The sequence below is a fragment of the Bradyrhizobium sp. CCBAU 53421 genome (genome assembly GCF_015291625.1).
Lineage (GTDB): Bacteria > Pseudomonadota > Alphaproteobacteria > Rhizobiales > Xanthobacteraceae > Bradyrhizobium.
Genome location: NZ_CP030047.1, coordinates 7,258,494 through 7,276,640, shown reverse-complemented (window position 1 = coordinate 7,276,640; position 18,147 = coordinate 7,258,494). Strand labels below are relative to the sequence as shown.

Below are 18,147 nucleotides of genomic sequence, written 5' to 3'. Positions count from 1 at the left end.
ATGAGCAAGAATGGCGTCGCCGTCCTCGGCGTCTTCGTCGTCGACCTCGCGTTCCGCGCCGGCAACATGCCGGCGATCGGCGAGACCATCGCCGGATCGGGATTCGCGATGGGGCCCGGCGGCAAGGGATCCAACCAGGCTGTCGCGGCCGCACGGGCCGGCGCCAGTGTGAGCTTCATCTCCCGGATCGGCAGCGACGCCTTTGGCGAGCTTGCGATCAAGACCTGGGAGGCCGAGGGAATCCGGCCGCGCGTGGCGAGGACCGCGGATGCGCCGACCGGCGCGGCATTCATTTATGTCCACGAGACGCGCGGCGACAACGCGATCATCGTGGTGCCGGGTGCGGCGGGCGGCATCGGTACGGCCGATGTCGACGCGGTGGCGGACGCCATACGCGACTCCAGCGTGTTCGTGACGCAGCTCGAGCAGCCGGTCGATGCGGCGCGGCGCGGGCTCGAGATCGCGCGCGCCGCCGGCAGCATCACCGTGTTCAATCCAGCGCCGGCCATCAAGTTCGATAGCAGCCTGTTTGCGCTCTGCGATTATGTCGTTCCCAACGAAACCGAGGCCGAAGGGTTGACCGGCATCGCGGTCGGCGATCTCGCCGGCGCCCGCCGCGCCGGCGACGCGTTGCTGGCGAAAGGCGCCGGAACGGCGCTGATCACGCTCGGCGAGCGCGGCGCCTTGTTTCATGCGCGGGACCGCTCGCTGCATGTGCCGCCGTTCGCCGCCGGCAAGGTGGTCGAAACCACCGGCGCGGGCGATGCTTTCGTCGGCGGCTTTGCGGCGGCGCTCGCTGACGGCGCCGATCCGCTCGAGGCTGCACGGTTCGGCTCGGCCACGGCCGGAATCTCGGTGACGCGACCGGGCACCGCGCCCGCGATGCCGCGGCGTGCGGAGATCGACGCGCTGTTGAAGGGATGACCGCGCGATGATGCGGAACGATCCGATCAAGCATGTCTTCATCTGGCCGGCGGTGCTCGTCGTGCTGGCGATCTCGATCTTTCCGCTGATCTATTCGCTCACCACGAGCTTCCTGAGCTATCGCCTGATTCCGCCTATCCCGCCGCGCGTCGTCTGGCTCGGCAATTATGCCACGCTGCTGCAGGAGCCGCGTTTTTGGAGTGCGCTCTTCACGACGACGCTGATCGCCTTCATCGCGGTCGGGCTGCAATACGCGATCGGTTTCGGTGTCGCCTTGGCGTTGAACGCGCGGGTGCCGGGCGAGCGGCTGTTTCGCGTTGCCTTGCTGCTGCCGATGCTGCTGGCGCCCGTCGCGGTCGCGCTGGTGGCGCGCATGATGTTCAACCCGACCATGGGGCCGCTCAACCAGTTCCTGTCGAAGTTCGGTCTGGTCAACCTGCCGTTCCTCACCAACGGGCATTGGGCGCTCGCCTGCATCATCGCGGTCGAGGTCTGGCAGTGGACCCCGTTCGTGATCCTGATGATGCTGGCCGGCCTGCAGACGCTTCCCGAAGACGTCTACGAGGCCGCGGAGCTCGAGAATGCCAGTGCCTGGCAGCAGTTCTGGGGCATCACCTTTCCGATGATGCTGCCGATCTCGGCTGCGGTCGTCTTCATCCGCCTGATCGAGAGCTACAAGATCATGGACACGGTGTTCGTGATGACCGGCGGCGGGCCGGGCGTCGACACCGAGACGCTGACATTGTTCGCCTACCAGGAAGGCTTCAAGAAGTTCAATCTCGGCTACACATCGGCGCTCAGCTTCCTGTTCCTGATCGCGATCACGATCATCGGCGTCACCTATCTGGCGCTGCTGCGGCCGCATCTGGAGAAGCGCCGATGAGCGGGCAGGGGCTGACCGGACTGTCGCCATGGAGCCGCCGTCTGGTCGCGCTCGGCGTTCTCCTCTGGTGCCTGATCACGGTGTTTCCGCTCTATTGGGTGGTCGTGACCGCGTTCAAGACGCCGCCGGGCGTCGTCGGCGGACCGACCTATCTGCCGTTCATCGACTTCACGCCGACCTTGCAGCCGTTCATCGATCTCTACCAGGGGATTCGCGGCGAGTTCTTCCGCACCTTCCTGAACTCGACCATCGTCGGTCTGTCTGCGGCGGCGATCGCCACCGCGATCGGCGCGATGGCGGCCTATGCGCTCGTGCGGTTCGAGTTCAAGGTCCGCCTCGGTGCGGGCCTCGTGTTCTTCCTGTTCGCGCTCGGCGGCTATCTGCTCTTCAACGCGACGTTCGGGTTCACCCGGCCGCAGGCATTGCTGCTCGCCTTTCCAATCGCGCTGCTCGCCGCTGTCGTCGCCAATCGTCTGCCGTTGCCCGGACCGATCCTCGGCAATGAGGACATCCTGTTCTGGTTCGTCAGCCAGCGTATGTTCCCGCCGATCGTGACGGCCTTCGCGCTGTATCTGCTCTACAGCGAGATCGGCCGGCTGGGCTTCCAGCTGATCGACAGTTTCGTCGGCCTGACGCTGTGCTACGTCGCGTTCTCGCTGCCGATCGTGGTCTGGCTGATGCGCGACTTCTTCGAGGCGATCCCGATCGAGGTCGAGGAGGCGGCGATGGTCGACAATGTGCCGAGCTGGCGCATCTTCATCGGCATCGTGGTGCCGATGTCGATGAACGGGCTGCTGGCGACGTTCATGATCACGCTGGCCTTCGTCTGGAACGAGTTCCTGTTCGCGCTGTTCCTGACCAATTCCAGATGGCAGACGCTGCCGATCCTGGTGGCGGGACAGAACAGCCAACGCGGCGATGAATGGTGGGCGATCTCGGCTGCGGCGCTCGTGGCCATCGTTCCCATGATGATCATGGCGGGTCTGCTCAGCCGGATGATGCGGTCGGGCCTGCTGCTCGGGGCCATCAAATAGCAAAAAACCTTGTAGGGAGGACTAGACGATGTTGCGACGGACGTTCCTGATGCTGACCACCTCGCTCGCGATGGCCTGCGCCGCGAGCCAGGCGAACGCTGCCTGCAGTCCGGATTACACCGGCGTCACCCTGACGGTGGCGTCGCAGACCGGACCTTATATCGCCTCCGCGCTCAAGCTTGGCGCCGACGAATGGGCCAAGAAGACCTGCGGCAAGGTCAATGTCGTCGAGTTTCCCTGGTCCGAGCTCTATCCGAAGATCGCGACATCGCTCACGGCGTCGGACGCGACGTTCGATCTCGTCAGCTTTGCGCCGGCCTGGCTGCCGGATTTCGTGCCCTACCTCAGCGAGATGCCGAAGGAAATGCAGTCCGGCAAGGACTGGGACGATATCGAGCCGGCCTATCGCGAACGCCTGATGGTGTGGGAGGGCAAGATCTATTCGCAATCGATGGATGGCGACGTCCACACCTATACCTACCGCACCGACCTGTTCAGCGATCCCAAGGAGAAGGACGCCTTCAAGGCCAAATACGGCTACGACCTCGCTCCGCCGAAGACCTGGAAGCAATATCTCGACATTGCGGAGTTCTTCCAGCGGCCCGACAAGGGCCTGTGGGGAACGGCGGAGGCCTTCCGCCGCGGCGGTCAGCAATTCTGGTTCTTCTTCAGCCATGCGGCGGCCTACGCGAACAATCCGAACTATCCGGGCGCGATGTTCTTCGACCCCGAGACGATGGACGCGCAGATCAACAACCCGGGCTGGGTGAAGGGGCTCGAGGAATACATCCGCGCATCGAAGCTCGGGCCGCCCAATGCGCTGAACTTCTCGTTCGGTGAGGTGAACGCGGCGGTGGCCGGCGGCCAGGTGGCGGAATCGATCGGCTGGGGCGACACCGGCGTCATCGCCGCCGACCCGAAGCAGTCGAAGATCTCGGGCAAGGTCGGCTCGGCGATGCTGCCCGGCTCGGACGAGATCTGGAACGCCAAGACCAAGAAGTGGGACAAGTTCCCGAGCGTGCTTCCGGGCCCGTTCATGGCGTTCGGCGGCTGGCAGATCGCGGTGCCGAAGGCCGGCAAGAACCAGCAGGCGGCGTGGGATTTCGTCAAGACACTGACAAGTCCTGAAGTGTCGGGCCAGGCGGCGATCACCGGCGGCAGCGGCGTCAATCCCTACCGCAAATCGCACACCGCCAACCTGCAACTGTGGAGCAAGATCTTCTCGCCGGAAGAGGCCAAGGAATATCTCGGCGCGCAATCGGACTCCATCAACGCCAAGAACGTCGCGCTCGACATGCGTCTGCCCGGCTACTTCTCCTACACCGAGGTCGTGGAGATCGAGCTCGGCAAGGCACTGGCCGGCCAGACCACGCCGCAGGCGGCGCTCGACGCGATGGCGAAGGAGTGGAATCGGTTGACCGACGAGTTCGGCCGGGCCAAGCAGCTTGCCGCCTATCGCGCGGCGATGGGCCTGCCGCCCAAGAACTAGCTTTCGAGTGAGACGTCCCGGACGATGCACGCGCGTCATCCGGGATTTTGACCAGCCGTCGACGAAGGGACGGAAAAGGACTCCATGGCGCACGTCGAGATCGAGAACGTCAGCAAGGCATACGGACCCTACAAGATCATCGAAGGGCTCGACCTCAAGGTGGCCGACGAGGAGTTTGTCGTGCTGGTCGGCCCGTCCGGCTGCGGCAAGACCACGACGTTGCGCATGATCGCGGGACTGGAGGCCGTCACCAGCGGGACTATCCGGATCGGCAACCGCGACGTGACGCAGTTGCGTCCCGGCCTGCGCAACTGCGCGATGGTGTTCCAGAACTACGCGCTCTATCCGCACATGACGGTCGGCGAGAACATCGGCTACGGCATGAAGGTGCGCGGCGAATCGCGCGCCAGCATCGAGAAGGCCGTGGGTGACGTGGCGCACGTGCTCGACCTCGAGCAGTATTTGCAGCGCCGGCCCAAGCAGTTGTCCGGCGGGCAGCGCCAGCGCGTGGCGATCGGCCGCGCCATCGTGCGCAGCCCGGATGTCTTCCTGTTCGACGAGCCGCTGTCCAATCTCGACGCCAAGCTCCGCATCGAGATGCGGACCGAGATCAAGGCGCTGCACCGCCGTCTCGCCAAGACCATCGTTTATGTCACCCACGACCAGGTCGAAGCCATGACCATGGCCGATCGCGTCGTGGTGATGAACAAAGGCCGGATCGAGCAGGCCGCCGATCCGATCACGATCTACGAGAAGCCCAGCAATCTCTTCGTCGCGGGCTTCATGGGTGCGCCCAGCATGAACTTCATCGATGGCGAAATCATCGCCCGCGACGGCGCGCTGACCTTCACCGCGGCATCAGGCACGGCGTTGCGAGTGCCGAAGTCGCGTGAGGCGGCTTATGCAGCAAGCGTCGGCAAGCCCGTGGTGCTCGGCGTGCGGCCCGATCATGTATTGCGGCAAGGTGCGCCGGAAGGCTCTCACATCCGCATGCTTGTGAAGGACGTGGAGCCGCTCGGACCGCACACGCTCGTGATCGGGACCGTCGCCGGCTCTGCGTTCACCGCGCAAATGCAGGTGGGCGTTGCCGCGGAGCCGGATCACGTCATCGACGTCGCGCTCGACCTCGAGCGAACGCATTTGTTCGACAAGGCGTCAGGGAAGGCCATTTCCTGATCTGTCGCGGTGACAGTTCTTTTAGCTGTAGAACCCGCGGGCTCGCCGCACCGTATCGGACGGATACAGGCCAAATGCCGAGCGGTACACCGCCGCGAAACGGCCCATATGAGTAAAGCCCCACTTCAGCGCAACCTCGCTGATCGGCAGCATGTTCTCCGGTCGCGACAGCTCATCGTGGATCGCTTCAAGCCGGATCTTTCGCAGATAGGCTACAGGCGTCGTGCCGTGAATCTTACGGAAGCCCAGTTGCAGCAACCGGCTGCTGACGCCGACCGTTCCGGCAATATCTGAGATCGTCAGCGGCAGGTGAGGATTGGCCCGCATATACTCGACAGCCCGCCTGATGTAACGCGGCGGCGCATCCGGCGGGTAGCGGTTCAAGCGGTCGCTCAGCCGATGCGGCACGTTCTCGAGGATGAGCTGTATCGCAGCCTCTGACAGCAGCGCGCTGGCTTTCGGCGAGCGCGCCAGGATGCCGTCATACAAGCCGGTCGCGCTGGCACGAACAAGCTGAAGAAGGGTCTGCCCGGTGCCGGTCGACAGATCGACGATTGGCGTCAGATTGAGGTCTTCCAGCGCCGTGCTCCCGAACGTCGCGGACAGCACTTTTGTCACCATGCCCGTGTGCAAGGTGAGCGTGACGCTCGCGTATCGTCCATCGACAGCTTCGACCCGCTGCGCCTGCATCGTCGGAAGCGGAACGATGGCGATCTCGGAGGGGGTCCGCTGGACGTTCTTTCCCGCGATGCGCATTTCGGCGTTGCCGGCATTCAGCAGGCTGATCGCAAGCTCTCCCGACGTGTTCTCGTAGGAATAGTCCCAATCCCAACCCGCGGACAGTTCCGCCCGAACGACGTCAATTTCCGCGCCAATTGCAATATCCGCATGCCAACGAAACGATTCGTCGGGCCGCGGCGACGAGTGCGCATTGATCCCGTGCGGCTGGAGCATTTGCAGCAGCTCTTCAAACGATGATCCCGATCGCGTGGGAGGCGCAGCGAGTATGTCTTCGACCATCAAATCCTAACCATCGGATGTTGCTGTCCGCGAAAATGATCCGATCCATCGGGATCGCGTATCCATCGTTCAGGGCGTCCGCCAAACGCATAGATCGTATCGTCACATTAGCACAGCTTTGGTGAGTTCGGCGCGCGCTCTCCTCGATCACTTCAATATCCAATTGTCGAATGAAATATCCATATCGCGCAATCGAGGCGCGGAAGGTAACATTTGATCTCATTCGCTCGCCCGGGCAACGCGAAAGTTCCGATCTCGTCCTGCCGCGCTGACGCTTGAGAGCACGCACGAATGCGCAGCGCTCGCGGTCGATCGTGCTAGCCACAATCCGAATGCTTCCATCCGGAATGCGATGCCGTCCATGGACTCATAGCCCATTTGGCCTAAATGCTTTCGACCAACTCAAACGGGTTAAGGAAGCATGCTTACAAGGATAACTTGCGTATTCGCGCTCACGGTTCTTTCGTCCATACCTGCGCTGGCCGATAGCTGCGCAGATCACGTCCAGAGTACCGGCGTTCCGATGGTAACGGGCATGACCCACAAGACCTGGATGATTTTCCCGTCGGTCAATTCCGGTGTCGCCCTCGATAAGGTGTCTCGCGCCGTTCTGGCAGAGGGCTTTGTCGGTGTGAACGTCGACAAGAAGCTTGGCACCGTGACCACGCAGCAGGAGACCACCGGGTCGGGCCGGCCACAAACGCTGCAAGTCGTCGTCCGCAAGGACGGCAAAGGCAGCCGCGTCGATGCGACCTTCACCTTGCCGCCCGGACAGTTGGCCCCAGGCGTCGGCGACAACCTCTGCCGCGTCGTGAACGCAGCCGGCCAATGAATTCCGCCCATCTGTGAAGCAAGGCTGACGCGCGAATTGTAACCGGCCGCGCGTGTAAGGGTGCCGTCCGGTCCGAGACCGGACGAGCCATCCATTTTTGAGGGAATCGGGACGCAGGCGCCGACCTGCGCCCACAGCAATGAAGCAGGAGATATGATGCGTAGGGCTCGCTTTCTGAAAGCTGTTTTGGCGGCCACCACCGGCGTTATGATGTTTTCCGCCTCCGCAATTTCGGCTCCGCTCCAGCACAGTGCCAGTGTTGCGGCGGCAGCACCGGCCGTGACCGAGAAGGTCTGGTGTCGTTACGGGCAGTGCGATGGCGGCGCAGCCGTCGGCGGATTGGTCGGTGGCCTCATCGGCGGCGTCATCGCGGCCGGCGCAGCCAACGCCGCCGCGCAGCAGGAAGCCGCCGCCGCCCAGCAGCACGCAGCATCGTGCGCCCAGCGCTATCGCTCATACGATCCGGCGTCGAATACGTTCCAGGCAAAGGACGGCCGGCGCTATCCTTGCCAGTAAGCGTTTGAGATGGAGCCGCGCCTGCTCCGGCCGGTGAGCCGGAGCAGGCGTTCGAACACCCCAGGGTCGCAACGGGCCCTCTGCCGACGAATTGAGCAAGATATTTGGCTGAATCGGTTCCCGCCCAGCGTCTGGATGCGCGGATCGAGGGGGCTTGATCGGAAATCGCGGGGCGGGCCGCCGACGGCCGCTTCTGACGCGATTGTTTTCTATGTTATCACCTGATCCGTCGAAACCGCCCGTGCATGACCTGCCCGAGCCCACGAGCCTGGATCTTGATGATGTTGTCGCTTCCCAAGACAAAAATACGCGTGTTGCTGCTGGAGGGCGTCAATGATTCCGCGGCCCGGATGTTCGAGGCGAACGGCTATACCGAGCTGCAACGTCTGCCCAAGGCGCTGGGGCCGAAAGAGCTCAGGCAAGCGCTGTCGGGCATCCATATGCTGGGAATCCGGTCGCGGACCCAGTTGACCGCGGAAATCCTCGAGGCCGCCGACCGATTGCTCGTTGTCGGCTGCTTTTCGGTTGGCACTAACCAGGTGGATCTCGACGCCGCGCGAAAGCTCGGGATCCCCGTCTTCAACGCGCCATACTCCAACACCCGCAGCGTGGCCGAGCTGACCATCGCCGAGATCGTCATGCTGTTCCGCCGGATCTTTCCGCGCTCGGTCTCCGCACATGCCGGCGGCTGGGACAAATCCGCCGAAGGCAGCCGTGAGGTACGCGGCAAGACGCTGGGCATCGTCGGCTACGGCAATATCGGCTCGCAGCTGTCGAACCTCGCCGAAGCCATGGGCATGCGCGTGATCTATTTCGATCAGACCGACAAGCTCCGCCACGGCAATACCGAGCCGGCTGAATCGCTTGATGCATTGCTCGCAGCGAGCGACGTCGTATCCCTGCATGTGCCGGAGACGCCGACCACCGCCAACATGATCGGCGCAGCCCAGCTCCGGCTGATGAAGCCCGAGGCCTATCTGATCAACAATTCACGCGGCACCGTGGTCGATCTCGATGCGCTGGCGAGCGCCCTGCGCGAGGGCCGGCTGGCGGGTGCCGCTGTCGACGTGTTTCCGATTGAGCCGGTGTCGAACGAGGCGCGCTTCGTCTCGCCGCTGCAGGGCCTCTCCAACGTCATCCTCACGCCCCATGTCGGCGGCTCGACGGAAGAGGCGCAGGATCGCATCGGCGGCGAGGTCGCGCGCAAGCTGATCGACTATTCCGATGTCGGGTCGACCTTCGGCGCGGTCAATTTTCCGCAGGTGCAATTGCCGGCGCGACCGACCGGCACCCGGTTCATCCACGTTCACCGCAATGTTCCGGGCGTCATGCGTCAGGTCAACGACGCAGTCTCCCGGCACGGGATCAACATCCTGGCGCAATATCTGCAGACCGATCCGGAGGTCGGCTATGTCGTGCTCGAGACCGACGTTGTCGGCGGCGAGGGCGAGGGGCTGCTGGCCGATTTGAAGGCCATTGACGGCACGATCCGCGTGCGGGTGCTGTACGACGCGAACCGGCCGCAGGGGTGATCGACCGCGTCAGTCCGCCGAGAAGCCGAACGGAACGCTCGAGGTTCTGAAATCGTCGGGAAGAATCTCGCGCCCGATCGGCGGTGCCGACCGCGCCGCGCATCTCGGGCGATGGCACACCCGGCATGCGACGCCGATCGGCGTCGGCTCATCCGCGTTCGGTCCCTGTCCGTCGCGCGTGTAGATCAGCTGGCCGGCATGCTCGGCGGCGCAGCCGATCGCGATCGCCCGCTCGACGCGTATGGCGCCGAACGCGCCGCCGCCGGCGGTCACGGTGCGAGCGATCGAGAAGAACCGCTGTCCGTCAGGCAATTCCAGCCATTGCGTGACGATCTGGCGCGGCGTCTTGAAGATGTCGTGGACCGACCATAGCGGACACGCGCCGCCGTGCTTTGCAAACGGGAAGCCGGCGCCATCGAGCAGCTTGGAAATGTTGCCGGCCGGGTCGACGCGGATCAGGAAGAACGGCACCTTCTCGAGGCCTGGCCTTTGCAGGGTCGTGACGCGGTGCGCGGTCTGCTCGAAGCTGGTGCCGAATTGGCGCGCCAGCGCCTCCAGATCGTAGCGGCGCGCCTCGACTGCCTTCGCAAACACGGAATAAGGCATGATGAGCGCGGCCGCGGCATAGGCCGCGAGCGCGCGGCGGGCCAGCAGCTCGGTGCTCTTGCTGGTGAACTTGCCGTCTTCCACCGCCGCGCTGATCTCGCCTTCCAGCTCCAGGTACGCGAGTTGCTTGGCCAGCTGGAAATTGAGGCCCGCGGTATCGAGCGAGTCCTCGAGCAGCAATTGCCTGCGATGCAGGTCCAGTCGCCTGACCGAGCCGAGCATGACGTTCGGCGGCAGATAGCGGACCTGGAGCTTGTGACGCTCGCGAAGCCGCTCGATAAATCCGGCTGGTCCGGCCGGTTCATGGACCAGGCGCTCGGCGGCATCGTCGAGGTTGGCGAAATTGTTGCGGCGCGCGGCGAGAAATCGCCTGACTTCCGCGACGGGATCGTTGGCGTCGAAGTTCTCACCCGGCAGCAGGGCGGCTCCCGCCAGGTCCGGCGCGCGCCGCTCTGCGAGCGCCAGCTGCTCCTCGCGATAGGCGGTATAGAGGCGCAGGAACGCTTCGGTCATTCCGGGATAGCTGACCGCGAGGTCGCTGACCTCGAGCGCGGGGATGTCGATGTCGGCAAACATCGGCTCCTTCAGGACAGACTGCATGCGGGCGGTGTGATCGGCGCCGCCATCGCCGGCGAGATCGGCCAGATCGATCTTGTAGGTCCGGGCCAGGCGAAGCAGCATGTCGGCCGTCACCGGCCGCTGATTGCGTTCCAGCAGCGCGACGTAGGGCGCGGAAATTTCGAGATCGGCGGCCATGTCCGCCTGGGTCAGCCCGAGGTCGCGCCGCAACCGGCGCAGCCGGGGGCCCATGAAAACGGAGCGGGCGCTTGAGGTTACCATCGCCTCATCCAATTCTTGTAAGATTCTTACAACAATACATCGGTTTCTTGTAAGTTATGACAAGTTTTCCGCGCCAGGTCTAGCTCCCCGTGACGCCGCGCGTCACAAACGGTGCAGTTATTTCGTCACCGAAGGGATCACGGACATGAACTTCCAACCGCGCGGGATCAGCGACCGGGCCATCCAGGGGCCGGCTTCCTATCAGAGCGAGATCGAGGCGGCCGAAGCGCTCCTCAAGACCAAGGACACCTGGAACGGCGTCACCGCTGAGGCCGTGGCGCGCATGCGCCTGCAGAACCGCTTCAAGACCGGTCTGGACGTCGCCCGTTACACGGCTGCGCTGATGCGCGCCGACATGGCCGCCTACGACGCCGACAGCACCAAGTACACCCAGTCGCTCGGCTGCTGGCACGGCTTCATCGCCCAGCAGAAGCTGATCTCGGTCAAGAAGCACTTCGGCAACACCGACCGCCGTTACCTCTATCTCTCCGGCTGGATGATCGCCGCACTGCGCTCCGAGTTCGGCCCGCTGCCCGACCAGTCGATGCACGAGAAGACCTCGGTGCCGGCCCTGATCGAGGAGCTCTACACCTTCTTGCGTCAGGCGGATTCGCGTGAGCTCAACGACATCTTCCGCGCGCTCGATGCGGCCCGCAAGGAGGGCGACAAGGCCAAGGAAAAGGCACTGATCGAGAAGATCGACAACTTCCAGACCCACGTCGTGCCCGTCATCGCCGACATCGACGCCGGCTTCGGCAATGCCGAGGCGACCTACCTGCTCGCCAAGAAGATGATCGAGGCGGGCGCCTGCGCCCTGCAGATCGAGAACCAGGTCTCCGACGAGAAGCAGTGCGGCCACCAGGACGGCAAGGTCACCGTGCCGCACGAGGTGTTCATCGCGAAGATCCGCGCCTGCCGCCATGCGTTCCTCGAGCTCGGCGTCGAAGACGGCATCATCGTGACCCGTACCGACTCGCTCGGTGCCGGCCTGACGCAGCAGATCGCCGTGAGCCACAAGCCCGGCGACCTCGGCGATCAGTACAACAGCTTCCTCGATTGCGAGGAAGTGACGGCAGCCAATGCGCGCAATGGCGACGTCATCATCAACCAGAACGGCAAGATGATGCGTCCGAAGCGGCTGCCCAGCAACCTCTACCAGTTCCGTCCAGGCACCGGTGCGGATCGCTGCGTGCTTGACTGCATCACCTCGCTGCAGAACGGCGCCGACCTGCTGTGGATCGAGACCGAGAAGCCGCATATCGAGCAGATCGCCAGCATGGTCGATCGCATCCGCAAGGTCATTCCGAACGCGAAGCTCGCCTACAACAACTCGCCGTCGTTCAACTGGACCCTCAACTTCCGTTGGCAGGTCTACGACGCGATGAAGGAAGCGGGCCAGGATGTCAGCAAGTACAACCGCGCCGAACTGATGAAGGTGGAATACGACGGCACCCCGCTGGCGATCGAAGCCGACGAGCGTATCCGTACCTTCCAGGCGGATTCGGCCAAGCGCGCCGGCATCTTCCACCACCTGATCACGCTGCCGACCTACCACACGGCAGCGCTGTCGACCGACAATCTCGCGAAGGAGTATTTCGGCGAGCAGGGCATGCTCGGCTACGTCAAGAACGTGCAGCGCGCGGAAATCCGTCAGGGCATCGCTTGTGCGAAGCATCAGAACATGGCGGGCTCCGACATCGGCGACGATCACAAGGAGTACTTCGCCGGTGAGGCTGCCCTCAAGGCGGGCGGCGTTCACAACACGATGAACCAGTTCGGCTAATCGATCCGAACCGATCATTGCGACGATCGGCTGGACAGGCGGGATTGCGAGGCAGTCCCGCCTGTCTGCGTTTGACGGGGCGATTTCGACCACGATGACGCGGTTGAGATCGCCCCGTAGCGTTTGCAAGACCTTTCCCGTCAGGCTTCCGCCCGCTTGTCGAGGTTCTCTCACCCCACGCGAGCGTGGTATTGCATCGCTGCGATCTCGAGGGCACGCCGTGCGATGAAGGCCGGGCACTATGCATCCGCCGTCACCAGCTCTGCCGTGATCGAGCTGCTGAAACCATTCGATCCCCGTATCGTCGGAACGCTGCCGCTCGGTCTTGCCGTGCCCGGCAGCGACATCGATATCGTCTGCCATGCGCCGGATCCGAATGCCTTCGCGGAAATCGTCTGGGATCACTACCGATCGGCGGATGATTTCGCGCTCTATCGATGGACCTCGGGAACACGGCCGACGATTGCCCGCTTTGTGTGGGATGGCTGGCCGTTCGAACTGTTCGGCGACCGGAGTCCGGTGGACCAGCAGCAGGGTTGGATTCATTTCGAGGTCGAGCGGCGGTTGCTCGCGCTGGATGACGGACGGCTGCGGCGAGCCGTCGGCAAGCTGCGGGCAGATGGCCTCAAGACCGAGCCTGCATTCGCCGCCGTGCTCGGCATACCAGGCGATCCCTATCGCGGATTGCTCGGACTTGCGGCCGAAACCGACGCCGCGTTGCGCGCCCGGCTCGCGGCGTGCGATCCCGGCTGATCGCGCAGTTCATTCGCCCGGGACGAGGTGGCCGACCGGCGGCCGAGCGAGGCGCCGGTGTCTGCGGCGGGACAGATAGAGCAGCAGGCCGGTCAGGGCGAACAGCGGCATCATGGCGGCGGCGAGCATGAAGGCGAGCTTGCCGGGCCATCCCAGGATGGCGCCGCGGTGGATGTCGAGCACGCCGGCAAGGGCGCGCTCGCCGAACGTCTTGTCCGCGTAGCGATCCGACGAGATGACATGCCCGGTGACGGCGTCGATGCGAAATTCGTCACGCACGCTCTCGAGCGAGGAATCTCGCGGCCATGACCGCACGCGCACCGCCGTGCCCGCGCCGGCCGGCAAGGTCAGGAGGGCTCTTGCGTAACCGTCCTTCTCCTGTTGCAGGAAGGCCGACCAGACACGGTCGAAGGCGAGTGGCTTTGCCTCGGCGCTGGTGTCGCCCTTGCTCGCGGCAGCCGCGCCGGCGCGCGGGGGTTTGGGCTGCATCGCTGCGGCTGTGGCTTGAGGCCGTGCCAACAGCCAGTTGGCGCCGGCCTTGTACCATTCGAACGAGTACCACAGCCCGGTCAGCGTTATCACCAGATAGACCGGCAGCACCCAGGTGCCGATCACGGCGTGCAGCGAGCGGTGCAGGCCGCGCCCGCGCAGGCCCAGGTTCGGCTTCAGCCACATCTTCACGCTACGCGCGCGATGCGGCCAGCGCAGCACGAGGCCGGTGATCAGCATCACGATCAGGCCAATCGCGGCTGACCCGGTGATCGTGCGGCCAATGCCGTTGCCGTCGCCCGGCAGGAGCAGCCAGCGATGCAGCTTGCGGACGGTGGCGAAGAAGTCCTCGCCGCGCGGCGAGCCGAGCACATGTCCGTCATAGGGGTCGACATACACTGAGGATGGCCGCGAGCCGCCTTCGCCGCGGGCGAAGCGGACGCGCGCGGCCGCTGACGGGTTGCTCGCCATCATCACGGCGGAGGCCCGGCCAAAGTCGCCACCTGACTGGAGACATGCGACGAGTTCATCCGGCGTCAGCCGCCGGGCCGCGCTGGCGTCGACGCGCATGATGCCGCTGTTCAGGCTGGCCTCGATCTCGTCCTCGAACGCCATCGTCGCGCCGGTGAGGCCGACCACGGCCCAGAGCAGCGCCAGCGCGAGGCCGGCGATGGAGTGGACCTGCAGCAGCGCGGCCTTGATCGGGCGTTGGACATCACTCATCGAATCCGGCCTTTCGGATCAGGGCGGTTGCGGCCGCTTGATGCGCCGCGATCTCGTCGATGGAGAGAGCATCGGCCGCGAACGATCCGATCCCCTCCACGATCGGGGCCCGCCTTGCGGTCGCAAGCACGGGGTATTGCAGCTCGGCGGTGGAGAAGATCGTCTGGGCCTCGGGTGTGGCGAGGAATTCGAGGAACGCGCGGGCCGCGGCCGGATGCGGTGCGTGCCGGGCGATCGCGGCGCCCGTCAGATTGACGTGACTGCCGCCGCCCTCAAATATGGTCGGCACCGCCTTCACGGCGTCCGCCCATGCGCGCCAGTCGGTGCCGTCGCGGCCGTCGCGAAGCTGCGCGAGCGCGACCGTGTTGCCGATTCCGATGTCGCAGCGCCCTTCCGCGATCTCGCGGACCACGTCGTTGTCCTTGCCGGCCGGCTTGTGGGCGAGGTTGCGCTTCAGTCCGCCGAGCCAGGTCTCCGTCGCATCCGTCCCATGATGTGCAAGATAGGCCGCGATCAGCGCGACATTGTTCTGGTGCGCGGCCGGCCGCATGCACACTTTGCCGCGCCATTTGGGATCGGCGAGCTCTTCATAAGTGATCGCGGCGAGAGGGCTGTCCTTGCGTGCGAACACCACACGCGGACGGATGGCGAGCGCGATCCACTGGCCGTTGCCGCCGCGCAGGTTCGCCGGCACCGCCTGCTCAAGCCCTGGAGATGCAATCGCCTGCGTCAGCCCGCGCGCGGCAAGCAGAATCGTCTTGTCGAGGCCGATGGTCAGCAGGACATCCGCGGATGAGGTGTCGCCTTCCGCTGTCAGGCGCTTGACCAGGCTGTCCTCGACGAAGACGGTCCTGACCTTGGTGCCGCTCGCTGCCGTGAAGGCGGCGATGACGGGCTCGACCAGATTGGCTTCCCGGGTCGAGTAGAGCGTGAGCTCCTCGGCGTGGACGGTGGCGCAGGCGAAAGCGGTCGCAGCCAGGACGGCGAGCAGTCCGATCGCTGTCCGTGCCGTGCCCATGCTAGAATTTCACCGTCGCCGAAAGCGAGAAGCGCCGCGCGTCGCCCATCGCCACCGTCAGGATGTTGTTGGCGGAGGGGTAGTAGACGGTGTCGAACAGGTTCTTGACGTTGAACTGGTAGACTACCGGGAACGACTGCACCTTGGTCTCGTAGGTCGCGAAGACATCAGCGACGGTGTAGGCCGGCAGCACGAAGCTGTTGGCGGCATCGCCGGGCCGGTCGCCGACATAGCGCGCGCCGCCGCCGAGGCGCAACCGGCCAGGCAGGGTGGTGCCGAAATCGTAAACCAGATAGAGCGAGGCGGTGTTGAGTGCGACGTTCTGCAGGGCGTTGCCGGCGAGCGTCGGATCCTCGGTGACCCGTGCATCGGTATAGGCATAGCTGCCGATCATGCTCCAGCTGTCGGTCAACCTGCCGGTGACATCGAGTTCGACGCCGCGCGAACGAACCTTGCCGGCGGTGCGGTATTCGACGATACCGGTCGCGGGGTTGAGCTGCGAGACCAGCACGTTCTTCTTGTCTATGTCGTAGAGCGCAAGCGTGCCGGAGATCCGCTTGTTGAAGTCGAACTTGACGCCGGTCTCCCACTGGGTGCCCTCTTCGGGCGCGATGTTGGAGCCGATCACGACGCCGCCGGTCAGCGGCGCGATCGTCGAGGTCGGCTTCAGCGATTGCGTGTAGCTTGCGTAAAGCGAGACCTCGTCAGTGAGCTTGAGGATGGCGCCGCCGAGCGGCAGCGCCTTGTCCTGCGAGACGTTGGTGTTGGTGATGAAGGGCCGTCCCTTGCCGGCGATCTGATCATAATCCATGTAGCGCACGCCGCCGACCAGCGCGAAGCGCTCGGTCAGATGCAGCGTGTCCTGGAAGAACAGCGACCACTGACCGAGCTTGTCGGTCTGGGCACTGTCGGCGGCGGAGATCGTGGTGCCCGGCGTGATCAGTCCATAGACCGGATTATAAAAGTTGAAGCTCGGCGTCGCCTGCCGGATCAGATTGTCGCGGTAGATCGTGCGGTACTGGCCGTCGCCGCCGAGCAGCACCTCGTGGCGGAAGCCGCCGAGCCAGACATTGCCCTGCAGATAGGAGGTGCCGTAGCTTGCATTGCTGAGCGAGCCCCATGTGCCGTCATTGCTGCGGGTCTCGACGCCGGTCTTGCTGTTGACGCCGGTGATGCGGAGCTGGTTGGCGCTGAAGGTCTCGGTGTTGTAGCTGTAGGCCGCGAACAGCTTCCAGTCCTGGTTCAGCCGGTGCTCGACCGAGGCCTGCATCAGGTCGGAAGTTCCCCACATGTTGTTGAAGGGCTCGTCGAGCCGCCGCGTCGCCGGGATCGCCAGCGGCGCCTTGGTCACGGAATCGAACGCGGTGCCGCGGTCGAACGGCGTGATGAATTCGCGGTGCTCGTAGTTGAGCTGGACGGTGGTGTTGTCGCCGTACCAGGCCAGCGACGGTGCGACCAGCATTTCGCGGTGGCGCCCGAAATTGCGCCAATAGTCCTCGCTCACGCCATAGCCGATGAAGCGGTAGGCGAGGCCGCCATTGCCGATCGGGCCGGTGATGTCGATGGTGCCGTCGGCGCCGCTCTTGTCGTTGGCGAAGGTCGAGCCGAGCAGGGTCACCGAGCCGTGCTGATACAGTTCGGGGCGCTTGCTGATCGTGTTGACGATGCCGCCGGGATCCATGATGCCGTAGAGCAGCGACGCCGGGCCTTTCAGCACCTCGACGCTCTCGACCGCAGCGTTGAGGCTGCGGCCCTGCACCAGCGGCATGCCGTTGCGCATGATCGAGCCGTCGCGGTTGTCGCCGAAGCCGCGGCGCATCACCGCATCCTGGGTGCCGGCCAGCGTGTTGCCTTGGGTAACGCCGCTGACATTGGCGAGCGCGTCGTCAAGATTGCGCGGCAGCTGATCCTTCAGCACCTGCTCTGGTACGACATTGACCGTCTGCGTGGTGTCGAGCGGCGAGGCGCCGCTGCGCAAGGTGGTCGAGCTCGGCATCGCGCGATAGCCGAGCTTGGCTTCGTTCAGCGCGGCGGCGGCCGCTGCTGCACGCTGCGACGGTGTCGGTGGCGCCGGCTGGGCAGGCCGGCTGCGCTGCCGTCCCGAGGCGGCGGCTTGCGTTCGCTGCGCCGGCTTCGCCGCAGCGGTCGGCTTGCGCTTCTGCGTCGGTTGGTCGACCGTGACCGGCGGCAAGGGGACGCTCGATTGAGCGTTTGCTGGCGTCACCGCCGAGGAGACATCGGCGAGCAGGAATGCCGCGCCGATCAGCAGGTGAGTACGGCCCTTGTCGGCGGCATTTCGACGGTCGCCGACAAGCCGGCCATCAGCATTCACAGACACTCTTGCAGGCACTCTTAGACTTCCGATTCACGCAAACTCATTCACGCCGCGCCTCTAGCAGCTAGCCCGCGCGAAAAGAACCGGAGCAGACTTGAATCCCTCTAACCGGATTGGATTTGAATCGTTCTAAGACAAGACGAGGCTCGCGCGCGTGCGCGAGCCTCGCCTCTCATGTTTGATTGTCAGGTTAG

Annotated in this window: 15 protein-coding genes; 10 read left to right on the top strand and 5 right to left on the bottom strand. The window is 64.6% G+C overall.

The window, feature by feature from the left end; translation table 11 throughout:
• From XH92_RS34175 to XH92_RS34155, 5 genes are all read left to right on the top strand, one after another.
• Nucleotides 1–924 carry a ribokinase gene (locus tag XH92_RS34175; protein ID WP_194456068.1) on the top strand — a complete coding sequence of 308 codons (924 nt, stop codon included), beginning with the start codon at nt 1–3 and terminating at the stop codon, nt 922–924.
• A gap of 7 nt (nt 925–931) precedes the next feature.
• The gene (locus tag XH92_RS34170; protein WP_021076112.1) at nt 932–1,807 is read left to right on the top strand and encodes a carbohydrate ABC transporter permease; all 876 of its coding nucleotides are present in this window, start codon (nt 932–934) and stop codon (nt 1,805–1,807) included.
• Complete coding sequence (locus XH92_RS34165; RefSeq protein WP_194456067.1) at nt 1,804–2,841, top strand: carbohydrate ABC transporter permease; 1,038 nt, start codon at nt 1,804–1,806, stop codon at nt 2,839–2,841. Before XH92_RS34170 ends, XH92_RS34165 begins: the two co-directional genes overlap by 4 nt.
• Before the next feature lie 49 nt (nt 2,842–2,890).
• Nucleotides 2,891–4,330, top strand: a complete 1,440-nt coding sequence (locus XH92_RS34160; RefSeq protein ID WP_312000884.1) for an extracellular solute-binding protein — start codon at nt 2,891–2,893, stop codon at nt 4,328–4,330.
• Nucleotides 4,331–4,414: 84 nt separating this feature from the next.
• Nucleotides 4,415–5,506 (top strand): ABC transporter ATP-binding protein, encoded by a 1,092-nt coding sequence (locus tag XH92_RS34155; protein WP_194456066.1) that lies wholly within the window; start codon nt 4,415–4,417, stop codon nt 5,504–5,506.
• Between the two features lie 21 nt (nt 5,507–5,527).
• Here XH92_RS34155 and XH92_RS34150 read toward each other — a convergent pair whose 3' ends face one another.
• Entirely contained in the window at nt 5,528–6,460 is a 933-nt protein-coding gene (locus tag XH92_RS34150; RefSeq protein WP_194456065.1) for an AraC family transcriptional regulator, read from the bottom strand.
• A 601-nt stretch (nt 6,461–7,061) separates the two neighbouring features.
• Between XH92_RS34150 and XH92_RS34145 the strand changes: the two genes are divergently transcribed.
• The 3 genes from XH92_RS34145 to serA all read left to right on the top strand — a co-directional run bounded on the left by XH92_RS34145 (nt 7,062) and on the right by serA (nt 9,406).
• Nucleotides 7,062–7,358 carry a hypothetical protein gene (locus tag XH92_RS34145; RefSeq protein ID WP_246787831.1) on the top strand — a complete coding sequence of 99 codons (297 nt, stop codon included), beginning with the start codon at nt 7,062–7,064 and terminating at the stop codon, nt 7,356–7,358.
• 279 nt (nt 7,359–7,637) lie between these two features.
• A complete protein-coding gene (locus XH92_RS34140) occupies nt 7,638–7,874 on the top strand; it encodes a BA14K family protein (RefSeq protein WP_246787829.1) in 237 nt (78 codons plus the stop codon).
• Between the two features lie 278 nt (nt 7,875–8,152).
• The gene (gene serA, locus XH92_RS34135) at nt 8,153–9,406 is read left to right on the top strand and encodes a phosphoglycerate dehydrogenase (RefSeq protein ID WP_194456063.1); all 1,254 of its coding nucleotides are present in this window, start codon (nt 8,153–8,155) and stop codon (nt 9,404–9,406) included.
• A gap of 9 nt (nt 9,407–9,415) precedes the next feature.
• On the opposite strand, the gene XH92_RS34130 is transcribed toward serA, so the two are convergent.
• Nucleotides 9,416–10,852 carry a short-chain fatty acyl-CoA regulator family protein gene (locus XH92_RS34130; protein WP_194456062.1) on the bottom strand — a complete coding sequence of 479 codons (1,437 nt, stop codon included), beginning with the start codon at nt 10,850–10,852 and terminating at the stop codon, nt 9,416–9,418.
• Nucleotides 10,853–10,997: 145 nt separating this feature from the next.
• On the opposite strand from XH92_RS34130, the gene XH92_RS34125 reads away from it, so the two are divergent.
• Together XH92_RS34125 and XH92_RS34120 are read left to right on the top strand one after the other, a co-directional pair.
• A complete protein-coding gene (locus XH92_RS34125; RefSeq protein ID WP_194456061.1) occupies nt 10,998–12,635 on the top strand; it encodes an isocitrate lyase in 1,638 nt (545 codons plus the stop codon).
• A gap of 225 nt (nt 12,636–12,860) precedes the next feature.
• Nucleotides 12,861–13,388, top strand: a complete 528-nt coding sequence (locus XH92_RS34120) for a DUF4269 domain-containing protein (RefSeq protein ID WP_194456060.1) — start codon at nt 12,861–12,863, stop codon at nt 13,386–13,388.
• 9 nt (nt 13,389–13,397) lie between these two features.
• On the opposite strand, the gene XH92_RS34115 is transcribed toward XH92_RS34120, so the two are convergent.
• The 3 genes from XH92_RS34115 to XH92_RS34105 are packed head-to-tail and all read right to left on the bottom strand — an operon-like array spanning nt 13,398 to nt 17,950.
• Complete coding sequence (locus XH92_RS34115) at nt 13,398–14,600, bottom strand: PepSY domain-containing protein (RefSeq protein ID WP_194456059.1); 1,203 nt, start codon at nt 14,598–14,600, stop codon at nt 13,398–13,400.
• Entirely contained in the window at nt 14,593–15,618 is a 1,026-nt protein-coding gene (locus tag XH92_RS34110; protein WP_194456058.1) for an extracellular solute-binding protein, read from the bottom strand. The genes XH92_RS34115 and XH92_RS34110 overlap by 8 nt, the downstream gene beginning before the upstream one ends.
• A gap of 1 nt (nt 15,619) precedes the next feature.
• Nucleotides 15,620–17,950, bottom strand: a complete 2,331-nt coding sequence (locus tag XH92_RS34105; RefSeq protein ID WP_194461547.1) for a TonB-dependent siderophore receptor — start codon at nt 17,948–17,950, stop codon at nt 15,620–15,622.
• Between the last annotated feature and the right edge of the window lie 197 nt (nt 17,951–18,147).

What these genes read in the sequence shown, in the direction of transcription:
- XH92_RS34175 (WP_194456068.1), top strand. Translation starts at nt 1, where the DNA reads ATGAGCAAGAATGGCGTCGCCGTCCTCGGCGTCTTCGTCGTCGACCTC.
- XH92_RS34170 (WP_021076112.1), top strand. Translation starts at nt 932, where the DNA reads ATGATGCGGAACGATCCGATCAAGCATGTCTTCATCTGGCCGGCGGTG.
- XH92_RS34165 (WP_194456067.1), top strand. Translation starts at nt 1,804, where the DNA reads ATGAGCGGGCAGGGGCTGACCGGACTGTCGCCATGGAGCCGCCGTCTG.
- XH92_RS34160 (WP_312000884.1), top strand. Translation starts at nt 2,891, where the DNA reads ATGCTGACCACCTCGCTCGCGATGGCCTGCGCCGCGAGCCAGGCGAAC.
- XH92_RS34155 (WP_194456066.1), top strand. Translation starts at nt 4,415, where the DNA reads ATGGCGCACGTCGAGATCGAGAACGTCAGCAAGGCATACGGACCCTAC.
- XH92_RS34150 (WP_194456065.1), bottom strand. Translation starts at nt 6,460, where the DNA reads ATGCTCCAGCCGCACGGGATCAATGCGCACTCGTCGCCGCGGCCCGAC.
- XH92_RS34145 (WP_246787831.1), top strand. Translation starts at nt 7,062, where the DNA reads ATGACCCACAAGACCTGGATGATTTTCCCGTCGGTCAATTCCGGTGTC.
- serA (WP_194456063.1), top strand. Translation starts at nt 8,153, where the DNA reads ATGATGTTGTCGCTTCCCAAGACAAAAATACGCGTGTTGCTGCTGGAG.
- XH92_RS34130 (WP_194456062.1), bottom strand. Translation starts at nt 10,852, where the DNA reads ATGGTAACCTCAAGCGCCCGCTCCGTTTTCATGGGCCCCCGGCTGCGC.
- XH92_RS34125 (WP_194456061.1), top strand. Translation starts at nt 10,998, where the DNA reads ATGAACTTCCAACCGCGCGGGATCAGCGACCGGGCCATCCAGGGGCCG.
- XH92_RS34120 (WP_194456060.1), top strand. Translation starts at nt 12,861, where the DNA reads ATGAAGGCCGGGCACTATGCATCCGCCGTCACCAGCTCTGCCGTGATC.
- XH92_RS34115 (WP_194456059.1), bottom strand. Translation starts at nt 14,600, where the DNA reads ATGAGTGATGTCCAACGCCCGATCAAGGCCGCGCTGCTGCAGGTCCAC.
- XH92_RS34110 (WP_194456058.1), bottom strand. Translation starts at nt 15,618, where the DNA reads ATGGGCACGGCACGGACAGCGATCGGACTGCTCGCCGTCCTGGCTGCG.